The organism is Actinomyces sp., assembly GCF_030524025.1.
In the GTDB taxonomy this organism is placed as follows: domain Bacteria; phylum Actinomycetota; class Actinomycetes; order Actinomycetales; family Actinomycetaceae; genus Actinomyces.
In genome coordinates this window covers 1-3,769 of record NZ_JAUNHI010000053.1, presented here as the reverse complement: position 1 = coordinate 3,769, position 3,769 = coordinate 1, and the positions used below count along the sequence as shown (strand labels likewise).

The 3,769-nt window shown below is 74.2% G+C and carries 2 protein-coding genes and 1 pseudogene; 2 read left to right on the top strand and 1 reads right to left on the bottom strand.

Features of this window, described 5'->3' with window-relative positions:
- The first annotated feature begins 118 nt into the window (after window positions 1-118).
- On the top strand, window positions 119-1,537 hold the full coding sequence (gene radA / locus Q4C85_RS11670) for a DNA repair protein RadA (RefSeq protein ID WP_303142297.1): 1,419 nt from the start codon (window positions 119-121) through the stop codon (window positions 1,535-1,537).
- A 155-nt stretch (window positions 1,538-1,692) separates the two neighbouring features.
- Entirely contained in the window at window positions 1,693-2,763 is a 1,071-nt protein-coding gene (gene disA / locus Q4C85_RS11665) for a DNA integrity scanning diadenylate cyclase DisA (protein WP_303142295.1), read from the top strand.
- A 120-nt stretch (window positions 2,764-2,883) separates the two neighbouring features.
- On the opposite strand, the pseudogene Q4C85_RS11660 reads toward disA, so the two are convergent.
- Window positions 2,884-3,769: pseudogene (locus Q4C85_RS11660) on the bottom strand (hypothetical protein); the annotation flags it as partial.

The following is a 3,769-nucleotide window of genomic DNA, read 5'->3' as shown; positions in this document are numbered from 1 at the left end:
CCCTCCCCCTCGCCGAGATCGGGAGATATGGCACCTCGAGATCGGGACATATGACACCTCGAGATCGGTGAGGGGAGGGCGCCGGGTTGATGTCGTACCGCCCCGATAACCTGCCGCCATGACCTCCTCGAAGAGCCCGGCGAGGGCACGGACCTCCTTCCTGTGCTCCGAGTGCGGCTGGACCAGCCCCAAGTGGCTGGGCCAGTGCCGGGAGTGCCGGGCGTGGGGCACCCTGGAGGAGTTCGTCGAGCCCGGCGGAGCCTCCTCGGGGGCATCCGCCTCGGCCCGCCTCCAGGCGCTGCGCCCGATCGAGCCCGCCCGCCCCATCGGGGAGGTCAGCGCGGAGGAGGCCCGGGCCCGCCCCACCGGCGTCGGCGAGCTCGACCGGGTCCTGGGCGGCGGGGTCGTCCCCGGGGCCGTCATCCTCCTGGCCGGTGAGCCGGGGGTCGGCAAATCCACCCTCCTGCTCGACGTCGCGGCCAAAGCCGCCGCGGTCGCCCGCGAGCGCGGCCACGGGCCCGTCCTTTACGTCACCGGTGAGGAGTCGGCCAGCCAGGTGCGCCTGCGGGCCGAACGCATCGATGCCATCGACCCCGCGCTGCTGCTGGCCAGCGAGAACGAGCTGTCGGCGCTGTTGGGGCACGTCGACGCCACGGGGCCCAGCCTGCTCATCGTCGACTCGGTCCAGACCATCGCCTCGGCCCAGGTCGAGGGTAGCGCGGGGGGCGTCACCCAGGTGCGCGCCGTCGCCGGGGCCCTGATCGCGGTGGCCAAGGAGCGCGGCATCCCGGTGCTGCTCGTGGGCCACGTGACCAAGGACGGGGGCATCGCCGGCCCTCGGGTCCTCGAGCACCTCGTCGACGTCGTGTGCCAGTTCGAGGGGGACCGCCACGCCCGCCTCCGGCTGCTGCGCGCAGTGAAGAACCGCTACGGCCCCACCGATGAGGTCGGCTGCTTCGACCTGGGCGAGCGCGGCATCGTTGGCCTTGCCGACCCCTCGGGCCTGTTCCTGTCCGCGGCGCGCTCGGAGGTCCCCGGCACCTGCGCCACGGTCACCCTCGAGGGCCGCCGCCCCGTGCCGGTCGAGGTCCAGGCGCTCGTGGCCGGCACCGCGGCGGGCTCACCGCGGCGCACCACCTCGGGCGTGGACCACTCGCGGGTCGCCATGTCTCTGGCCGTGCTCGGCGCACGTCTGGGGGTGGACACCTCCTCCTCAGACGTCTACGTCTCAACGGTCGGCGGTGCGCGGGCGGTCGAGCCCGCCACGGACCTGGCGGTGGCCATCACCGTGGTCTCCGCCGCCCATGGCGTGCCCGCCTCGGCCGGGCTCGTCGCCTTCGGGGAGGTCGGCCTGACCGGTGAGGTGCGCGCCACCGTCGGCATCCAACGGCGCCTGGCCGAGGCCGCCCGTCTCGGCTTCGACCGGGCGATCGTGCCTCTGGCCGGCAGCCAGGAGCTGCGTGCCGTTGACGGCGTGCATGTCCTTCCCGTCGGCCACCTCGGGGAGGCCATCGGCGCGGCCCTGCCCCGCTCCTGACCGTCCCGCCCGCCGGTCCCTACCCCCGTCTGACGGGGGTGGGGACCGGCGGGCGACCCACCTCACGGCGCATGCCCCGCGCCGCGGCTACCATGTCCGCGAGCCCGGAACCCCGCGCCGACGCCCGCAGGCGCCGGCCACCACAGGAGCCATTGATGACTGACACCTCCGTCAACCTGCTGCGCGAGACGCTGGCGCTCGTCGCACCAGGCACTGTCCTGCGCGATGGCCTGGAGCGCATCCTGCGGGGACGCACCGGTGCAATCATCGTCCTGGGCTATGACGAGCGGGTCGAGGCGATCTCCTCGGGCGGCTTCCACCTCGATGTCGAGCTCTCCGCGGCGCGCCTGCGCGAGCTGTCGAAGATGGATGGCGCCGTCACCGTCGACCGGGCCCACAACCGGATCCGCCGCGCCAACGTCCAGCTCCTGCCCAACGCCTCGATCGAGACCGCCGAGTCGGGCATGCGTCACCGCACGGCCGAGCGCGTGGCCCGTCAGACCGGGCACCCCGTCATCTCGGTGAGCCAGTCGATGAAGATCGTCTCCCTCTACGTCGACGGCAAGCGTCACGTGCTCGAGCCCAGCGACGTCATCCTCGCCCGGGCCAACCAGGCGCTGGCCACCCTGGAGCGCTACACCTCCCGCCTGTCCCAGACCTCGGGCGGCCTCGACGCCCTCGAGATCGAGGATCTCGTCACCGTCCGTGATGTCACGGCCGTTCTCCAGCTCCTTGAGATGGTCCGCCGTATCGCCTCCGACATCGACGGCTATGTCGTCGAGCTCGGCACCGACGGCCGTCTCCTCGACCTCCAGCTCGAGGAGCTGACCCGCGGGCTCATGGCCGAGCGGGACTTCCTCTTGACCGACTACCTCCCCCGGGGCCTGGACACCGCCACCGTCGATGCGCGCCTCAAGTGGGTCGGCTCCCCCGCCCTGCTCGACCTGGCCATGGTCGCCCGCTCCATGGGACTGGGTGGACCCGACGGCCAGGACCTCGATGCACACGTCTCCCCGCGCGGACTGCGCATCCTGGCCAAGATCCCGCGCCTGCCCCTGGTCACGGCGCGGGCGGTCGTCAGCACCTGGGGCTCCCTCCAGGGGGTGCTGGGCGCGTCGGTCGATGAGCTCGAGGCCGTCGAGGGCGTCGACATGCGCAGCGCCCGGACGCTGCGCGACGGGCTGTCCCGCCTGGCCGAGGTCTCACTGGTCGACCGCTACGCCTGACGCCCCACCAGGGCCGGTCTGGAGGCAGAAGGTACGAACCCGGCGGGCCCCGGCCCGGCGAAGGCACGGTCGGACGACGCAAGCTACGAACCCGCCGGCCGAGCGCCTGGCGAGAAAGGCTCACTGGACGACGAAGACCTGGTCGGAGGTGGCGTCCTGGCCACCGACCTGGATGCGCACCCGGTAGGTGCCGGCGGTGGCCAGGCGGGGGTCGGCCACCGGCGGGGCCGACTCGGTCACGGCGTCGGTCGCCGCCTCGGTCGCGGCGTCGGTCGCAGTGTCGGTCGGTGCCGCCGTTGCCTGCTCGGGGGTGGGGGCGGCGGCCGCCTGGCCGGTGCAGGTCGGGTCGGTGGCCAGGCCGTCCCAGGTCAGGGACGTGCTCGTGGAGTCCCCGGTGTCGATGAGCAGGAGGCGGGAGGGCGCGCCTGCCGCGCAGGCCGTCGAGGTCCACACGGTGTGGTCCCCCGAGGTAACGACCGCACCGAGGTTCTGCGCGCCGACGTCGAGCAAGCAGGGCTCGGCGCCGGCGTTGACGACGGACAGCTCGAGGACCATCCCCGCACCGGCGGCGACCGTATCGGGCGCCGTGACGGTGATGTCGAGGTCGGTGGGCTGGCAGGCCGTGGGGGCGGGGTAGCTGGTCGGCGCCGAGCCGACCGCCTCGGCCTTGTCCTGGTCGCGGATCGTCTGGCTCACCCACAGCGCCCCGGCGATCAGCCCGGAGGCCGCTGCGGCCACGAGGGCCACCCCGACACTGACGACGAGCAGCCACCGCAGCCAGTACCGGGGCCGGCGGGGCACCGCCCTCGCCTGCTTGAGGCGCTCGCCGTCCGGCCGGTCGGGCCACGCCCGCCCCGACCGGCGTGCGCGGGCCGCGCGGCTCCGGCCCCGTGCCGGCCGGCCGTCCTGGGTCGTCACGGTCCGGGCCGAGCGGGCCGCCCCGCGTCCGGCCTGCCGGGGTGCGCTCCGCGGGGCGCCGTCCTCCTGTGCCGCGCCCAGTCGGGCC

Coding starts and splice junctions, on each gene's coding strand:
- disA (WP_303142295.1), top strand. CDS start 1,693: ATGACTGACACCTCCGTCAACCTGCTGCGCGAGACGCTGGCGCTCGTC.
- radA (WP_303142297.1), top strand. CDS start 119: ATGACCTCCTCGAAGAGCCCGGCGAGGGCACGGACCTCCTTCCTGTGC.